We start from the raw sequence: 15,128 nt of genomic DNA on the forward strand, positions 1-15,128 counted from the left end.
GAAGGGCCTCATGATCCTGCTCTTGTCGACCTCGGACACCGATCTGCTCTCCGCGCGCGCCAGCGGCGCCGAGTACCGGCTGGCCAACCCCGCCCGGCTGCTCCTCGACGACCTGCCCGGCCTGCTGGAGGGCACCGACATCGTCGTCGTCCGGCTCCTGGGCGGGCGACGGGCGTGGGAACAGGGCCTGGACGCGCTGCTCGCGGGCCCGCGACCGGTGGTCGTCCTCGGCGGCGAGCAGGCGCCCGACGCGGAGCTCATGGAGCTGTCCACGGTGCCCGGCGGGGTTGTCGCCGAGGCACACCGCTACCTGGCCTTCGGTGGCGCGGACAACCTGCGTGAGCTTGTTCACTTCCTGTCGGACACGATCTTGCTCACCGGCACCGGGTTCGCCGCACCGGTCGAGTTGGCGCCTTGGGGCCACCTGGAGCGGCAGGTTCGCCGGACCGAGGGACCGCGCGTTGGTGTCTTGTACTACCGCGCCCACCACCTCGCGGGGAACACGGCGTTCATTGCCACGCTTGCTGACGCCGTCGAAGATGCTGGAGCGGTAGCTGTACCGGTGTACTGCGCCTCGTTGCGTACCGCGCCGGGGGAGCTGCTAGAGGTTCTGGGGACCCTTGACGCGTTGATCGTGACCGTGCTCGCCGCTGGTGGCACGTTGCCCGCCGCTGCGGGCGCTGGCGGGGACGACGGCGCATGGGACGTCGGCGCGCTCGCCGACCTGGACATCCCGATCCTGCAAGGGCTTGCGCTGACCTCCGACCGGACCACCTGGGAGGAGAGCGACGACGGCCTGTCGCCTTTGGACACCGCGACCCAGGTAGCCGTACCGGAGTTCGACGGCCGCCTGATCACGGTGCCGTTCTCGTTCAAGGAGCAGGACCGCGACGGACTGTCGGTCTACGTGGCCGACCCCGAACGCGCCGCCCGGGTCGCGGGAATCGCCTATAGGCACGCCGTTCTTCGCCACACCCCGCCCGCCGAGCGCCGCATCGCGTTGATGCTGTCCGCTTACCCGACCAAGCACTCGCGCATCGGCAACGCAGTCGGCCTGGACTCGCCCGTTAGCGCTATCCGGCTGCTCAACGCTCTGCGGGATGCCGGCTACGAACTCGGCCCCGACGACGCCTTGCCCGGCTTGGCGAACGGCGATGGTGACGCGCTCATCCACGCGCTGATCGAGGCCGGTGGGCAAGACCCGAACTGGCTCACCGAGAAGCAGCTCACCGGCAACCCGGTGCGCATCTCCGCCGCCGACTACCGCGCCTATTTCGACACCTTGCCCGAAGATCTGCGCACCTCGATGGAGGAGCACTGGGGCCCGGCGCCGGGCGAGCTGTTCGTCGACCGGTCGCGCGACTCCGAGGGCGAGATCGTCCTCGCCGCGCTGCAGGCCGGGAACCTTGTGCTGATGGTCCAGCCGCCGCGCGGGTTCGGCGAGAACCCGGTCGCGATCTACCACGACCCCGACCTCCCGCCCAGCCACCACTACCTGGCCGCGTACCGGTGGGTCGCCACCAGCTTCGGCGCGCACGCCATGGTCCACCTCGGCAAGCACGGCAACCTGGAGTGGCTGCCCGGCAAGAACCTGGGGCTCTCCGCGTCCTGCGGGCCCGACGCCGCGCTGGGCGACCTGCCGCTGATCTACCCGTTCCTGGTCAACGACCCCGGCGAGGGCACCCAGGCCAAGCGCCGCGCGCACGCCACCCTGGTCGACCACCTCGTCCCGCCGATGGCCCGCGCCGAGAGCTACGGCGACATCGCCCGGCTGGAGCAGCTGCTCGACGAGCACTCCAACATCGCCGCGATGGACCCGGCGAAGCTGCCCGCCATCCGCGCCCAGATCTGGACCCTCATCCAGGCCGCGAAACTCGACCACGACCTGGGCCTGGACGACCGCCCGCACGACGCCGAGTTCGACGACTTCCTGCTGCACGTCGACGGCTGGCTCTGCGAGATCAAGGACGTCCAGATCCGCGACGGCCTGCACACCCTCGGCGACGCCCCGGTCGGCCCCGCCCGGGTCAACCTGGTCAACTCGATGCTGCGCGCCCGCCAGATGTGGGGCGGCCAGGCGGCGGCGCTGCCCGGCCTGCGCGAGGCGCTGGGGTTGAGCGAGGACGGTTCGGAGAGCCGAACCCGGGTCGACGAGATCGATGCCATCGCGTTGTCGCTGGTCCAGGCCATGGAGGACGCGGGCTGGGGCGACGCGCAGCCGGTGGTCCTCGACGTCCTGGGCGCGGAACACCCGGCCGTGGTCGACGTGCTGACCTTCGCCGCCGAGGAGATCGTCCCCCGGCTGGCGCGCACCACCGACGAGATCGGCCACATCCTGCACGCCCTCGACGGCGGCTACGTGCCAGCTGGGCCGAGCGGGTCGCCGCTGCGCGGACTGGTGAACGTCCTGCCGACCGGCCGCAACTTCTACTCGGTCGACCCGAAGGCCATCCCCAGCCGCCTAGCGTGGGAGACCGGCTCGGCCATGGCCGACTCGCTGCTCGCCCGCTACCGCAAGGACACCGGCGAGTGGCCGCGCTCGGTAGGCCTATCTGTGTGGGGCACCTCTGCCATGCGCACCTCGGGTGATGACATCGCCGAGGTCTTGGCGCTCCTAGGTGTGCGCCCGGTCTGGGATGAAGCATCCCGCCGCGTCAGCTCGCTCGAGGCCATCCCTCTTACCGAGCTCGGCCGTCCCCGCGTAGACGTCACCGTTCGCATCTCCGGCTTCTTCCGCGACGCCTTCCCGCACGTGGTCTACATGCTCGACGACGCAGTGCGCCTAGTAGCCGACCTGGACGAGTCCGATGAGGACAACTACGTCCGCGCCCACGTGCGCGCCGACGCCGACTCGGACGCCCGCATTGCCACCACCCGCATCTTCGGTTCGAAGCCGGGTGCCTACGGCGCGGGCCTGCTCCCGCTGATCGACAGCCACAACTGGCGCGACGACTCCGACCTCGCCGAGGTCTACGCCGTCTGGGGCGGCTTCGCCTACGGCCGCGACCTCGACGGCGTCGCCGCCCGCCCCGCCATGGAAGCCGCCTACCGCCGCATCGCCGTGGCCGCCAAGAACGTCGACACCCGCGAACACGACATCGCCGACTCCGACGACTACTTCCAGTACCACGGCGGCATGATCGCGACCGTCCGCGCGCTGACCGGCCGCGCCCCCGCGGCCTACATCGGCGACAGCACCCGCCCGGAAGCGGTCCGCACCCGCACGCTGTCGGAGGAGACCAGCCGGGTCTTCCGGTCCCGCGTGGTGAACCCCCGCTGGATCGAGGCCATGCGCCGCCACGGCTACAAGGGCGCGTTCGAACTGGCCGCCACTGTGGACTACCTGTTCGGCTACGACGCCACCACCGGCGTCGTCGCGGACTGGATGTACGACAAACTCGCCCAGACGTACGCGCTGGACCCGGAGAACCGCAAGTTCCTCACCGAGTCCAACCCCTGGGCCCTGCACGGCATCGCCGAACGCTTGCTGGAAGCCGCCGAACGCAAGATGTGGGCCGAACCCGACCCGGCGACCTTGGCGGCCTTGCGGGAGCTATACCTGCAGGTCGAGGGCGACATCGAGGCAGGCTCGGAGTAGGCAGGTGTCCTGGCCGGGGTGTGGAATCCACCGCACCCCGGCTGTGGCGTCCCCTGATCGTGTGGCGGGGAGCGCTCGGTACCGAGTACGGCCCTACCGTGGCCTGAGGGGTTGACCTACCGCCGTCGTGGGTATTGACCGGGTGGGACGACCAGGTAGGGAGGCGGCGCGTGGCAGACGTGATCGAGTTGATCCTCGCCGATCACCGGCGGTTCGAGGACCTGTTCCGGCAGTTGCGGGACAACTCGAACGACCGGCTGGCGGTGCTCAAGGACCTCGCCGAGTTGTTGGTCGCGCACGCGGAGGCCGAGGAGGGCGAGATCTACCCCGCCCTGCGCCGGTTCGGCGACGTCGACGACCACGAGGTGGAGCACGGAGCCGAGGAGCACGCCGAGGGGCACCAGGCGCTGTTGGCGCTGATGGAGGTGGGTGACCCCGAGGCCCAGGAGTGGGACGAGAAGCTCGAGGACCTCGTCAAGGCGATCAACCACCACCTCGACGAGGAGGAGCGCACCATCCTCAACTCCGCCCGCGAGGCGGTGCCGCAGCAGCGGCGCGACGAGTTGGGCGACAAGTTCGTCGAGGCGCGGGCGGCCAGGGTGTCCGCCGGGTGCGGGGACATCTCGCACGTGCGTGACCTGGTCGAGCAGACCAAGGACCGGGTGGACTGAGAAGGAGAGACCATGATCCTGCGCAGGCTGGCTCGACCGATGCTCGCCGCCGTGTTCATCAGCGGCGGGATCAACGCGCTGCGCGCCCCCGAGGCGCACGCGGAGGCCGCGAAACCCCTGCTCGCCAAGGCGGGCGACAAGCTGCCGGACAACGCCGACCCGGTGACGCTGGTCCGCGTCGACGGGGCCGTCAAGGTCGCCGCCGGGCTGGCACTGGCCTTCGGGAAGGTGCCGCGCCTGGCCGCGTTGCTGCTCTCGGCCAGCGTGGTGCCGACGACCGTCGCGGCGCACCCGTTCTGGGAGGAGAAGGATCCCGCCGAGCGCAAGCAGCAGCTGACCCACTTCCTCAAGAACGTCGGCCTGCTCGGTGGGCTGCTGCTGGCGGCAGTGGACACACACGGTAAGCCCTCCGTCGCGTGGCGGGCCAAGCGCGCCACGCACGACCTGGGTGACTGGATCTCCGACACCAGCGACAGCGTCGGTAGTGCTGTCGCGAGCGCGCCGCGGAAGGCCAAGAAGGCTGTTTCGGGGGTCTTGCCGGGCTGAGTCCGGAATCACCAGGGCCGCGATTTCGTCCATAACGGTGGATAGGTTGGACGAAGCCGCTTCCTGGAGGTGTCCGTGACCCTGCCCGTGCCCACCGACTCCGCACTCCGCCGCGCCCTGCGCCGCGCACGTGACGGCGTGGCGGTGGACCAGACCGAGGCCGAGATCCTGCTGCACGCCCGCGGTGACCACCTGGTCGACCTGTTCGACACGGCCTCCCGGGTGCGCGACGCCGGGCTGGCCGAGGTGGGCAGGGCCGGGGTGATCACCTACTCGCGCAAGGTGTTCATCCCGCTCACCCGGCTCTGCCGTGACCGGTGTCACTACTGCACCTTCGCGACCGTCCCCGGGCGACTCCCGGCCCCGTTCCTGAGCCCGGACGAGGTCCTCGACATCGCCAGGCAGGGCGCGGCCATGGGCTGCAAGGAAGCCCTGTTCACCCTCGGCGACCGCCCCGAGGACCGGTGGACCGCCGCGGCCGAGTGGCTGGAGGCGGCCGGGTACCCCGACACCCTGTCCTACGTGCGGGCCATGGCGATCCGGGTGCTGGAGGAGACCGGGCTGCTGCCGCACCTCAACCCCGGCGTGCTGGGGTGGGCGGACTTCCAGCGGCTCAAGCCGGTCGCCCCGTCGATGGGGATGATGCTGGAGACGACCGCCGAGCAGCTGTGGGCGGAGCCGGGTGGCCCGCACTACGGGTCGCCGGACAAGGAACCGGCGGTGCGGCTGCGGGTGCTGGAAGACGCTGGCCGCTCCGCGGTGCCGTTCACCACCGGCGTGCTCATCGGCATCGGCGAGACCCTCGCCGACCGGGTCGAGTCGCTGTTCGCGATCCGCCGCGTCGCCCGCCGCTACGGGGGCGTCCAAGAGGTCATCATCCAGAACTTCCGGGCCAAGCCCGACACCGCTATGCGTGGAATGCCCGACGCCGAGGCCGAGGAGTTGGCCGCCACGGTCGCCGTCGCCCGGGTCGTGCTGGGGCCGAAGGCGCGCATCCAGGCCCCGCCGAACCTCATCGGCGAGGAGTTCGAACTGCTGCTGCGCGCCGGGATCGACGACTGGGGCGGCGTCTCACCGCTGACCCCCGACCACGTCAACCCGGAACGCCCCTGGCCGCAGATCGACACCCTGGCCGCGCGCACCGCGGCCGCCGGGTTCCGCCTTGCCGAGCGGCTCACCATCTACCCGGAGTACCTCAAGCGCGGCGAACCCTGGCTGGACCCGCGGCTGGCCGCGCACGTCGCCGCGCTGGCCGACCCGGACACCGGGCTCGCCGTCGAGGGCGCGCCGCTGGTCGGCAGGCCGTGGCAGGAACCGGAGGTCGCGCTGGTCGACTCCGGCCGCACCGACCTGAACGCCACCATCGACACCACCGGCCGCACCGGCGACCGCCGCGACGACTTCGACTCCGTCTACGGCGACTGGGACTCCCTGCGCGAACAGGTGGTGCACGCGCAGCGCCTGGTCGGCGGCGGGGGAGCGGTCCGACCCGAGTTCGCCACCGCCCTGCGCCACGCGGAGCGCGACCCGGCCGGACTGTCCGATTCGGACGCTCTGGTGCTGCTCTCCGCGGGTCCGGGTGCCGAGATCGAGGCCCTGGCGGCCTTCGCCGACGCGCTGCGCAAAGAGGCGGTCGGCGACGAGGTGACCTACGTGGTCACCCGGAACATCAACTTCACCAACGTCTGCTACACCGGGTGCCGCTTCTGCGCGTTCGCCCAGCGCCGCACCGACGCCGACGCCTACACCCTGTCGCTGGAGCAGGTCGGGCTCCGGGCGGAGCAGGCGTGGGGGGTCGGCGCGACGGAGGTGTGCATGCAGGGCGGCATCCACCCGGACCTGCCCGGCACCGCGTACTTCGACATCGCCGCCGAGGTGCGCAAGCGCGCGCCGGGGCTGCACGTGCACGCGTTCTCCCCGATGGAGGTCGTCAACGGCGCCACCAGGTCCAACCTGTCCATTGAGGACTGGCTGACGGCGGCTCGCGAGTCCGGTGTGGACTCATTGCCGGGCACGGCGGCGGAGATCCTCGACGACGACGTGCGCTGGGTGCTCACCAAGGGCAAACTCCCCACCGCCAACTGGATCGAGGTCGTCACCACCGCCCACCGCCTCGGCATCCCCACCACCTCGACGATGATGTACGGCCACGTCGACACCCCCAAGCACTGGGTCGCGCACCTGAAGCTGATCGCCGCCACCCAGAGCGAGACCGGGGGGTTCAGCGAGTTCGTGCTGCTGCCGTTCGTGCACACCAACGCCCCGCTCTACCTCGCGGGCATCGCGCGGCCGGGTCCCACGCACCTGGAGAACCGCGCCGTGCACGCCCTCGCCAGGATCCTGCTGCACGGCCGCATCGCCAACATCCAGACCAGCTGGGTGAAACTGGGCGACGAGGGCGTCGTCGACGTCCTGCGCGGCGGCGTCAACGACCTCGGCGGCACGCTCATGGAGGAGACCATCAGCCGCATGGCGGGCAGCGACAACGGCAGCTACAAGACCATCGCCGACCTGGAAGCCCTGGCCGCCGCCGCGGGCCGCCCCGCCCGCCAACGCACCACCACCTACGGCGAGGTCTCCGCCGAACGCCGCACCACCGCCCTCACCGCCGACGGCGTCTGGCGCCCCAACCTGCTGCCCCTGGCCTGACCCACGCCGGTCCCGCGGCCACGGTCGCGGGACCGGCGTGGAACGCTGTACGGCCCGCGCGCGATCATGGATCCATGACCGTCGCTGTGCTGGGAGGCGTGCTCGCCGTACTCGTGGTGTTGGGCGGGTTCGTCGCCAAGCAGTTCTTCGGCGAGTACCTCAAGCGCTCCGGCGCCACCGCGTTCGACCGCACCGCGCGGTGGTACTCGCGGCGGGCGAAGTTCGGGCGCCGTCTGGTCCGCCGCTACGCCGAGGCGGTCCGGGAGGACTTCTCCACGCACGCCATGGGGTTCGTCACCGACGGCACCATCGACATCACCAAGGTGTACGTCCCGCTGCAGTACGAACGCGGCGGCAGGCGCGAGGACATCTACGACAACGTCCGCGCCCAGTCCCGCACGGTCGTCATCGGCCCCGCGGGGGCGGGCAAGTCGATGCTGCTCAAGAACTCCATGCTCCTGTGGGCCAAGCAGCCGAGCTCGACCCGCGTTCCGGTGTTCATCGAACTGCACCGCTGCAACGGCTCCACCGCGACCCTGATCGACCTGATCGTGGCCGAACTGGGCCGTTCCCGCCTCGACCGCGACGGCCGCATCCGGGACCTGACCCTGCGCGGCCTGCGCGACGGCGCTTTCACCCTGCTGCTCGACGGCCTCGACGAGGTGGGGCGCGACGACCAGCAGCGCGTCTTCGAGGCACTGCGCGACCTGGCCCGCGAGTACCCCGAGTGCCAATACATCGTCACCTGCCGCGACGTGGTCTACCAGGGGCAACCGCTGGGGTCCGCCTTCGCCCACGTCGTGCGGGTGGCCGAGTTCGACGACGCCGCGGTGGTGCGGTTCCTCAGCCACTGGCCCGGGCTCACCGATGCCGCGGAGCTGTTCGTGGGACTGCGCGACACCCCCGCGCTCATGCGGTTGGCCCGCAGCCCGCTGCTGCTCACGATGATCGCCTACCTGCACACCGAGGTCCTGACCCGGTCCGGCAGGCGCCTCCCGACCTCGCGCACCGCCTTCTACCGCGAGGCGATCACGCACCTGCTCAACCGCGACCCCGACCTCGGCCGGGCCAGGTCGGTGTACCAGGCGGGCGAGAAACTAGCTGTCCTGCAACAGGTCGCGCTGCGCTCCATGGAATCCACCGGCGACGACCGCCTCACCCTGTCGCGGCGCGCCCTGGAGTCGACCACCAAGGATCTGCTGCCGGACCTCAACCTCGACCAGTCCAAGGTCAAGGACCTCCTCGACGAGATCATCGACCGCAGCCAACTCCTGGTCGCCACCGACAAGGCCCGCACCGGCTTCACCTTCCGCCACTTGACGTTGCAGGAATACCTAACCGCGGTCGAGTTGGCCGACGACCCCGAGGGCCTGCTGGACCGCTACCACGCCGACCGCGCAGCCTGGCGCGAAACCGTCAAGCTCTGGTGCGGCGCCACGACCCGGGACTGCACCTCGGTCATCGCCGAGGTCTTCAGCGCACCCGACCACCACCGCGTGCTCGCCCTGGAATGCCTCGCCGAGGCCACCCGCGTGGACAACGAGTTTGCCGACGTGATCATCGCCCACTTCCTCGACCGACTCGGCACCGACGCCCCCGTCATCGAGGCCATTGTCACGGCCCTGGGAACCGTCGCCTCCGACACCCGACCACGCGGCGCTCGCCTGTTCGCCGCCCTGACCGAGATCGCCCGGGGCGCGGGCGATGCCGCGGCGGACGCCATGCTCGCCCTCTCGGCGTCCGGCCGGGCTGAGGCCGCACACGTATTGGTCAAGCTCGCTGGGGACGCGTCCGCGCGCACCGCGCTGAGCAACATGGGGGAGTTGGCGCTACCCGCGCTGGTCAGCCAAGCCAAACCCCAAACGCTGTGGGCCATCGATGACATCGCCCTCGTGGGCACACCCGCCGCCGCCGAAGCCCTGGCCGGACTGCTCTGGAGATCGGCGCGGGTCGCCACCCGCGCGGCTTGGCGGCTTGCGGAACTCTTACCCAGACCCGGTGTCCTGGAACAGATTCGCCGAGTAGCGCCTGCTGACGAAGGGATCCACGACTTCGACTGGGTGTGGGGACCGTTCGCCGAGGGCAAGGACGACCCGCTGCGAGCGATCTGCGGCCGGGTCGCGGAGCTGATCTACGGGGTGAGCCCGCCGAAAGACGTCAAGACGATCGATCCCCGGCTCGCCATCCCCCTCGCGGTGCGCGGCATCCGCGACGCGCAGCCGCTGGACGAGGTTGACCTCGTCTTGGTCCGGCAACAGATCGGTGAGCGGGGGGCGAGTACCCGGCATGCGATCAAGCAGGTGGTCACCCAGAACACGGGCGATCCCCGTATGTGGCGCGCCAGGGCGGAGATCCTCCGGCGATCCAAGCTCAGTGCGGCGCAGCAGCGGCTGATCGGCCTGCTGAGCTCGCCGGTCCGGGTGGTGTTCCACAGCCTCCTGCTGGAGGAGGGGTATTCGCAGGCGAGGCGGGTCCGGCGTGAGGACTGGGCCACCATCGAGGCAGCTCAACGCCAGACCAAGCACCTCTGGCTGCTCTGTGGGGTACTGCTGCTGCCGCTCGGTATCGGGGTGGTGCTCATCGGCCTCGGCCTGCACGTCCTCGTCGTCACCGGTACGGAGCCGTTCGGCGCGCTATGGCTGAGCATCGCCGTTCTGGCGGCGACCGTCGTGGCTCCCCTGATGTACTTGGTGGCGGTCAAGCTCCCCGCGCACCGAGGAGACCTCTCCGACACCCTCGTCGGGATCTTGGCGATTCTCGCCGGGTGCGCACTTGTGCCAATCACGATCGCGGGTGTCGTCACCATTCACGCGGGCATTGGGCTCGTCGGGGTGGGTGTTCTCGCGGCGATCTTGGTGGTTGGCGCCGTGTGCGCGCTGGTCGCGCGGGCTTGGGACCGGGTTCGGGACAACCCGTTCCGGCGGTGCTACGAGGCCGAGGCGAACCGGGTGGAGAACCCGGCTTCGGTCATCGCGGGCTGACCGCGCCGCTGGACGAGGGCGGCGCGGTGGGGGATCAGCTCTTCGCGGCTTGCCAGCCCAGCAGGGCGGCGCCGACGCGGCCCGCGTCCTGGCCCAGGGCGGCGCGGACGACCTCGGGGCGGCGTTGGAAGCGCAGTCTGCTGTAGAGCTCCTCGCGGACCGGCCCGACCAGGGTCTCGCCCGCCTCGGCGACGCCGCCGCCGATGATGATGATGGCCGGGCCGAACAGGGTCACCGCGTCGAGCAGGGCGGTGGCCAGGGCGTTGACCGCGTCCTGCCACACCGCACGGGCGTCGGCGTCGGTGGCGAGCAGGCCAGCGACCCCGGCCGCGTCGGAGATGGTGCGGCCGGTGCGCTCCTGGTAGCGCCGGGCGAAGGCCGGGGCGGCGGCCAGCGTCTCCAGGCAGCCCCGGGTCCCGCAGCCGCACACCGCGCCGCCCGGGTCGACCACGACGTGACCGATCTCGCCCGCGTAGCCCGACGCGCCCAGCGTCCGACCGTCCACGTGGACCGCCGCGGCGATCCCCGTGCCCACCGAGATGAACAGCGCGTCGTCGGCACCCTTGCCCGCGCCGACGGTGAACTCCGCCAGCCCGCCCGTGCGCACGTCGTGGCGCACCAGCAGCGGCACATCGGTCCCCGCGGCGATCTCGTCGCGCAGCGGCACGTCCACCCAGCCGAGGTTCACCGCGGCCCGGACCAGGCCCACCCCGTCGTCGACGATCCCGGGCACCGCCACCCCCGCGCCCACCACGTCGTGCCCAGCGGCGAGCCGGTTGACCAGCTCGGCGATCTGGCCCACATCGGCCACCTCGCCGTTCCGCCTGGTCGGCTCGCGCAGGGTCGCCACGGCGCGCAGGTCCCGGTCGACCAAGGCTGCCTTGATCGAGGTACCCCCGACGTCCACGGCGACCACGTGCTGGTCCGCTGCCATGCGCTTCCTTCCCCTCGGCTTCAGTCCACCCGCGACGAGCGCTCGAATCTGCTCGCACGCGCCACGAATACTGCGTGATCGGTCAGCCGATGCCAAGCGTTTCGGTCGTTGAATGTGGGTTCACGGGGCGATACTTTGCAACGCCGCGAGTGCGCGCGGCGGTGCAGGGAGGTGGGTGGCGGTGGACCGGTACGAGCGGCTCAGCACGCTGCTGGACATGCTCGGTCAGCGCGGCAAGGTCGACGTCGACGACCTCGCCGACGAGCTGGCCGTGAGCGCGGCCACCATCCGCCGTGACCTCGACCACTTGGCCGAGCAGCAACTGCTCACCCGCACCCGCGGCGGCGCGGTCGCCAACAACGTCGCCTACGACCTGCCGCTGCGCTACAAGACCGCCCGGCACGCCTCCGAGAAGGAGCGCATCGGCAAGGCCGCCGCCGCGATGGTCGGCCGCGGCACCGTCGTCGGCCTCAACGGCGGGACCACGACCACCGAGATCGCCCGCGCGCTGGCCATCCGCCCGGACTTCAGCCAGAGCGACGAACCGGCGCTGACCGTGGTCACCAACGCGCTCAACATCGCCAACGAGCTCGCGGTCCGCCCGCACGTCAAGATCGTGGTCACCGGCGGGGTCGCCCGGCCGCAGTCCTTCGAGCTCAGCGGCCCGCTGGCCACCCGCATCCTCGACGAGATCACCCTGGACGTGGTGTTCCTCGGCGTGGACGCGGTCGACCCGGTGCACGGCGCCTACGCCCACCACGAGGGCGAGGCCAGCATCAACCGGCTGATGGCCGAGCGCGCCCGCAAGGTCGTGGTGATCGCCGACAGCTCCAAGCTGGGCAGGCACGCCTTCGCCCAGATCTGCCCGGTGTCGGCCATGCGCCTGCTGATCACCGACTCCGCCGCGGCAGCGGACTCGGTCGCGGCCTTCCAGGACGCGGGTGTGGAAGTGCACACGGTGTAGCTGTCCGCCGAGCACCGGTGCGGGTGCGGTGCCGAGCTGGGGACGCCGTCGTGCGGGGGAGTGCTCCCGCGCGGTGCCGCTGCCGGGTCGGCGCCGGTGGCGGGCGGGGACGCGGGCGGCGGGCGGCACTAGTCCTGCGCGACCGTACGGATCTTGGCCATGGCCGTCCCGACCGCGGTGAGCTCGTCGGGGTCGAGCACGTCCACCGCCAGCCTGCGCACCTCCAGCACGTGGTCGCGCGCGGCCGCCTCCAACCTGACCCGGCCGGTCCCGGTCAGCGCCGCGTGCACGCCGCGCCGGTCCTGCGGGCAGGGGGAGCGCTCGACCAGGCCCGCGCGCACCAGCCGGTCGACGGTCTGGGTGACCCTGGCCCGGGAGTGGCTGACCTGGGCGGCCAGCTCCGACATGTGCAGGTGGCTCTCCGAGAGGTGCACGAGGATCTCGTACTCGGCGAGGGTGAGCCCGTGGCTGTCGCGCAGGTGCTTGTCGAGGCGGGCCAGCAGTGAACCCGCGCCCTCGACCAGGGCGCGCCAGGACCGCTGCTGGGCGGCGTCCAACCAGGGCGTCACCGGTCCAGTCTAGGCACCCGGCGCCACTTGTTGACATGACAACTACACCGGTCTACTGTCGCAGTAGTTAAGCCATTAACTACATGGAGGATACGGTGACCGAGCAGGTCAAGGTCGCGGTCGTGTACTACTCGGCGACCGGCAGCGTGTACGCGCTGGCGCAGGCCGCCGCCGAGGCGGCGCAGAAGGAGGGCGCCGAGGTCCGCCTGGTCAAGGCCAAGGAGCTCGCCCCGGCCGAGGCGATCGCGGCCAACGAGGGCTGGGCCGCGCACGCCGCCGAGACCCAGTCGGTGCCCGAGGCCACCCTGGACGACCTGGACTGGGCCGACGTCGTGCTGATCGGCAGCCCCACCCGGTTCGGCCTGCCCGCCGCGCAGATCAAGCAGTTCATCGACCAGACCGGCCCGCTGTGGGGCCAGGGCAAGCTGGTGGACAAGGTCGCCTCGTCGTTCACCTCCACCGGCACCGCGCACGGCGGCCAGGAGACGACGATCACCGCGATCAACAACACCTTCTACCACTGGGGCGCGATCATCGTGGCCCCCGGCTACGCCGACCCGATCCAGTTCCAGGCGGGCAACCCCTACGGCGCCAGCCACATCTCCAACAACGGCGCGACCCCGCCCGGGGACGTCGAGCTCGCCTCGGTCGCCTTCCAGGCGCGCCGCGCGGTCCAGGTCGCGGGCCGGTTGAAGCGCGGCGCCTGACACTGCTGATGAGGAGCGGAGGACCCGATGTCACTTCCTGAGACCCGGGTGGCCGAACTGGCCGCCGAGCGCGACCGGCTGCGCGCCGAGTTGCTGCGCGAGCGCGCGCAGCGGCCCGCCAGCAGCGCCCGCGGCATCCACCACACCGCGCTCATCTCCGGTGACGTGCGCCGCACGGTCGAGTTCTACCAGGACGTGCTCGGGTTCCCGCTGACCGAGGTGTTCGAGAACCGCGACTACCCCGGCTCGACCCACTTCTTCTTCGACGTGGGCAACGGCAACGCGGTCGCGTTCTTCGACCTGCCCGGCCTCGACCTCGGCCCGTACGCCGAGGTGCTCGGCGGGCTGCACCACCTGGCGATCTCCATGGCGCCGGACCAGTGGCGCGCGGCGCGCTCGCGCCTCGACGCCGCCGGAGTGTCCTATGTAGAGGAAAGCGGCACGTCGGTCTACCTCACCGACCCCGACGGCGCCCGCGTCGAACTCATCGCCGACCCGCTCGGCGAGATGTACGGGGAGGTTGTCGTATGACCGTGGACATCCGGCGCGCCAACGACCGGTTCAAGACCAACATCGGCTGGCTGGACTCGAAGCACTCGTTCTCCTTCGGCCACCACCACGACCCGCGCAACACCCACTTCGGCCTGCTGCTGGTCAACAACGACGACATCGTCACCCCGGGGTCGGGGTTCGACACGCACCCGCACCGGGACATGGAGATCGTCACCTGGGTACTGCGCGGTGCGCTGGTGCACCAGGACTCCGAGGGCCACAGCGGCATCATCTACCCGGGCCTGGCCCAGCGGATGAGCGCCGGTCGCGGGATCCTGCACTCGGAGAAGAACGACTCCTGGCGCCTCTCCGGCGGCGCCGAGCACGCCGACCCGGTCCACTTCGTGCAGATGTGGGTCCTGCCGGACGAGTCGGGCAAGGCGCCAGGCTACGAGCAACTGGAGATCGACAACGACCTCCTAGCAGGCGGCCTCGTCCCCGTCGCCTCCGGCCGCCCCGAACACACCGGCGCCGCAGCGATCCGGATCGGCCAGGAACACGCCGCCCTCTACGCGGCGCGAATGGCCCCAGGCGCCACAGTGACCTTGCCGGAAGCGCCGTTCGTACACCTCTTCGTGCCAATCGGTTCGGTGACGCTCGAGCAGTCCGGTGATTTGGCCACTGGCGATGCTGCGCGCATCACCTCGGGTGGCCAGCGGGTGACTGCGGGCCCGGAGGGCGCGGAGATCCTGGTGTGGGAAATGCACGCGACCGTCCGCATGGGCTGATCGCTCGTATTCGACGCCCCGTCCGCGCTGGTGTGCGGGCGGGGCGTTGGCCTTTGCTGGTCGAGGCCAAGCCGCCGTCCGCTCGCCTTGCTGCGGGGCGTCGCCCCTTGCCAGCTTGATCCTGAGGCCTTTGTTCACCCGGTTCAGCGACAGAAGTTATCCACATGTCGATCTTCGCTGGTGTGCTTTCAAGATCCTTTATTGGTGGGGCCTAGTAGACTGGCCCTGG

General features: G+C 70.9%; 11 protein-coding genes. 9 read left to right on the forward strand and 2 right to left on the reverse strand.

Annotated features, from left to right (window positions below):
- Positions 1–10: 10 nt before the first annotated feature.
- From cobN to LV75_RS04820, 5 genes are all read left to right on the forward strand, one after another.
- Positions 11–3,598 carry a cobaltochelatase subunit CobN gene (gene cobN / locus LV75_RS04800; RefSeq protein ID WP_253885381.1) on the forward strand — a complete coding sequence of 1,196 codons (3,588 nt, stop codon included), beginning with the start codon at positions 11–13 and terminating at the stop codon, positions 3,596–3,598.
- 170 nt (positions 3,599–3,768) lie between these two features.
- Positions 3,769–4,269, forward strand: coding sequence for a hemerythrin domain-containing protein (locus LV75_RS04805; RefSeq protein WP_308210857.1), 501 nt, complete (start codon positions 3,769–3,771; stop codon positions 4,267–4,269).
- 12 nt (positions 4,270–4,281) lie between these two features.
- Positions 4,282–4,815, forward strand: a complete 534-nt coding sequence (locus LV75_RS04810) for a DoxX family protein (RefSeq protein WP_253885382.1) — start codon at positions 4,282–4,284, stop codon at positions 4,813–4,815.
- Positions 4,816–4,890: 75 nt separating this feature from the next.
- Positions 4,891–7,464, forward strand: a complete 2,574-nt coding sequence (locus tag LV75_RS04815; RefSeq protein ID WP_372504134.1) for a bifunctional FO biosynthesis protein CofGH — start codon at positions 4,891–4,893, stop codon at positions 7,462–7,464.
- Between the two features lie 74 nt (positions 7,465–7,538).
- Positions 7,539–10,445, forward strand: a complete 2,907-nt coding sequence (locus tag LV75_RS04820; protein WP_253885383.1) for an NACHT domain-containing protein — start codon at positions 7,539–7,541, stop codon at positions 10,443–10,445.
- A gap of 34 nt (positions 10,446–10,479) precedes the next feature.
- Here the strand turns inward: LV75_RS04820 and LV75_RS04825 are convergent, their stop codons facing one another.
- Positions 10,480–11,379: an ROK family protein gene (locus tag LV75_RS04825; RefSeq protein ID WP_253885384.1), complete on the reverse strand. Its 900-nt coding sequence runs from the start codon at positions 11,377–11,379 to the stop codon at positions 10,480–10,482.
- 181 nt (positions 11,380–11,560) lie between these two features.
- Here LV75_RS04825 and LV75_RS04830 point away from each other — a divergent pair, with 181 nt between their 5' ends.
- Entirely contained in the window at positions 11,561–12,343 is a 783-nt protein-coding gene (locus LV75_RS04830) for a DeoR/GlpR family DNA-binding transcription regulator (RefSeq protein WP_253885385.1), read from the forward strand.
- Positions 12,344–12,471: 128 nt separating this feature from the next.
- Here the strand turns inward: LV75_RS04830 and LV75_RS04835 are convergent, their stop codons facing one another.
- Complete coding sequence (locus LV75_RS04835; protein ID WP_253885386.1) at positions 12,472–12,912, reverse strand: MarR family winged helix-turn-helix transcriptional regulator; 441 nt, start codon at positions 12,910–12,912, stop codon at positions 12,472–12,474.
- A 95-nt stretch (positions 12,913–13,007) separates the two neighbouring features.
- Between LV75_RS04835 and wrbA the strand changes: the two genes are divergently transcribed.
- From wrbA to LV75_RS04850, 3 genes are read left to right on the forward strand one after another with little or no spacing between them, the layout of a single operon-like run.
- Positions 13,008–13,619 carry an NAD(P)H:quinone oxidoreductase gene (gene wrbA, locus LV75_RS04840; protein ID WP_253885387.1) on the forward strand — a complete coding sequence of 204 codons (612 nt, stop codon included), beginning with the start codon at positions 13,008–13,010 and terminating at the stop codon, positions 13,617–13,619.
- Positions 13,620–13,646: 27 nt separating this feature from the next.
- Positions 13,647–14,150, forward strand: coding sequence for a VOC family protein (locus tag LV75_RS04845; RefSeq protein ID WP_253885388.1), 504 nt, complete (start codon positions 13,647–13,649; stop codon positions 14,148–14,150).
- Complete coding sequence (locus tag LV75_RS04850) at positions 14,147–14,899, forward strand: pirin family protein (RefSeq protein WP_253885389.1); 753 nt, start codon at positions 14,147–14,149, stop codon at positions 14,897–14,899. Before LV75_RS04845 ends, LV75_RS04850 begins: the two co-directional genes overlap by 4 nt.
- The last annotated feature ends 229 nt before the right edge of the window (positions 14,900–15,128 follow it).

It is taken from the genome of Actinokineospora diospyrosa, assembly GCF_024171925.1.
GTDB classification, from domain to species: domain Bacteria; phylum Actinomycetota; class Actinomycetes; order Mycobacteriales; family Pseudonocardiaceae; genus Actinokineospora; species Actinokineospora diospyrosa.